The organism is Microcoleus sp. A003_D6 (assembly GCF_036702825.1).
Lineage (GTDB): Bacteria > Cyanobacteriota > Cyanobacteriia > Cyanobacteriales > Microcoleaceae > Microcoleus.
On sequence record NZ_JAUBWA010000214.1, the window covers coordinates 1 to 2,602 of the forward strand.

The window sequence follows — 2,602 nt, forward strand, 5'->3', positions numbered from 1 at the left end:
TTTCATAATTTCAGAAATCGCGTATTAGCTTGTTTTTCTGATTAGATAAAATTATCACCACAAGTTCAGGAGAGCCGCAGGAACTAGCCAAAGTATTTAAAGACAGTAGCGTCGGCTTATGCCCAGTGCCACCCGCCCAGATAGCACTTGCTATCATATTACAAGCTTATACGGGAGTAAGTGATGATGAAGCTATAGAAGCAATGGTAATGGACAGACGGTGGCAGTTAGTTTTAGATTGCCTGGATAGGGAGCAAGCACCTTTTGGTAAAGGCACGCTAGTGAGGTTTCGTGCAGCCTTAATTGCCTGTGAAGGAGACCGAATGTTAATAGAGAGAACGATTGAAATGGCTCAAATGTGTCAGGGTTATAATTCTCGCACATTAAGAGCAGCACTTGATTCAAGTCCGCTATGGGGAGCTGCACGGGTAGAAGACACTTATAATCTTTTAGGTCACGCGCTGCGGAAAGCTTTAGAGATTATAGCTCGCGACCAGAAACAGGATTTATCTACTATTGCATCACAAGCAGGAGCAGATATAGTAGTCGGAAGCAGCTTAAAAGCGACTTTAGATTTAGATTGGGACGACCCAAAGCAAAAAGTACAAGCATTAACAACGATACTAGAAACACTTAACAATGTTGAGTCTTGGGTGACCGGGCGAACTGACCTGAATGCAACAGCAGTAACTCAAGCACAACAAAGCATTGAGGATGCACGAATAATCGAAGCACAGGATATTGAGGAGGGAGCAAATGGTTGCCCAAAGCTCCGTAAGGGTGTAGCACGAAATCGTCGTATTTCAATTGAAGATCAAGATATGCGTCATGGACGTAAGAGCAGCAATCAACGTTTTAACGGTTATAAGCGCCATGTTCTTAAAGATTTAGATTTAGGCATGGTGCGAGCCGTTGGAGTGACCAGCGCCAATCAACCTGAAGCCGAAGTTACAGTATCAATTGAAACTGACCTACAATTCCAAAAAGTCAAGTTAAAAGAATTACAAATTGATCGGGCATATTTAACTAGCCACTTCGTTAAACAACGTGACACTGATTTAACAATTGTCTGTAAATCATGGCGTGTGCGAAACGGTAAACTCTTTGACAAAACAGCGTTTGTCTTAGATTGGGAGAACTCTAAAATTATTTGTCCAAATGGAATAAACTTACCTTTTGTACAAGGACAAGTAGTTCATTTTCCCAAAGATGAATGTAACATTTGTCCTCTGCGTTCACAATGTACGGAAAGTAAAAATGGTCGTAGCGTTTCGATTCATGCTGACGAATTATTATTAAAAGAATTAAGAGAGCGCCAAAAAACAGCCCAAGGAAGAGCCAAACTCCGTGAACGTGTTTCAGTTGAACATTGTTTAGCTCAAATCGGGCAATGGCAAGGCGAAAAGGCTCGTTACATCGGTCTGCGTAAGAATCTTTTTGATTTACGACGTATGGCGATTGTTCATAATCTTCATGTTTTGGCTCAAATGCTACTTATGAACCAAATAAAGGCAACTGCATAATTATATTGGTTTGTCAACTACTTCTACTGGACTGCCTCTCTAGGGGAGTTTTTGAATGTATCCAATTGCTTCCCACCGATTTTTCGCGCATTGGTGAACTGAATGAACGGTATGCACATTTGCCGGGAGATTTTGCTGATTTGTCTTTAATTGCTATTTCTGAACGGCTGAATATTCCGGCAATTGCTACTTTAGATAATGATTTTGATGTTTATCGACGTTATCGAAATCAACCTTTTGAACGGGTGTTTTTACCTGAAGATTAAAAATGAATGACGGAATCAAAGAAACCGGGTTTTTTCCCATCTCTTCGCCTGTAACGAAGTCTGTCGCAAAAACCCGGTTTCTGGCCACCCACCAATGGTGGTAAAATAAATATCGGTGTTACTAGCTACCCCCTCGCCATCATGGATAAAACTCGCGCCCAAGCTTACCTCAATCTGATTCAACAACTCCTCAGTTGCCCCAACGGTGAGGAACCACAGATTTTACAGGCTAACTTAGAATTGGTAGATTCGGGGTTTCTGCAAGCTTGCGAGGTAATAGCAGAAAAATTGGCAGGGGAAGGTCAGAAAAATGCCGCTAATTTTTTACGAAATTTGGTCAGTCAGCTAGGGCAACTCTTGGGGATGAATGATGAGGAAGATAGCGATAACTCAGAAGGTGAAAATCCCCAGGAATATGTAAAATTCATCCTAGAATTATTGCAAGCAGAAAAAGATAGCTATTGCGATATTAAAGTAATTTACCCCCTCTTAGCTCAACGGCAACATCTCCTCAATGCTCGTTTTGCCGAGACTTTACAGAAAATGGCACAGAATTTAATTGCCAAAAATCCAGAGGAGATTGCGGTCATTGTCGCCATTATTGAAAATTTAAGTATTCATATTTATCAATTTTCGCTGGGAAGAAGAGCGAATAATGTGGAAATTGCCATTACTGGTTATCAAATAGTTTTAAATAATCTGCAACCGGGAAGCCCCGAGTTTGCTCAAACCCAACATAATCTGGCAGGAGCCTACACTTCCCGAATCAGGGGAGAGAAAGCAGAGAATATCGAAGTTGCGATCAGATATTTC

At 41.2% G+C, this 2,602-nt stretch carries 1 protein-coding gene and 2 pseudogenes; all 3 read left to right on the forward strand.

Features of this window, described 5'->3' with window-relative positions:
- Positions 1-80 precede the first annotated feature (80 nt).
- Positions 81-1,523 (forward strand): annotated as a pseudogene (locus QUB70_RS31150) (IS1182 family transposase); the annotation flags it as partial.
- A gap of 65 nt (positions 1,524-1,588) precedes the next feature.
- Positions 1,589-1,789 carry a hypothetical protein gene (locus QUB70_RS31155; RefSeq protein WP_332985616.1) on the forward strand — a complete coding sequence of 67 codons (201 nt, stop codon included), beginning with the start codon at positions 1,589-1,591 and terminating at the stop codon, positions 1,787-1,789.
- 141 nt (positions 1,790-1,930) lie between these two features.
- Positions 1,931-2,602, forward strand: a pseudogene (locus QUB70_RS31160) (CHAT domain-containing protein); the annotation flags it as partial.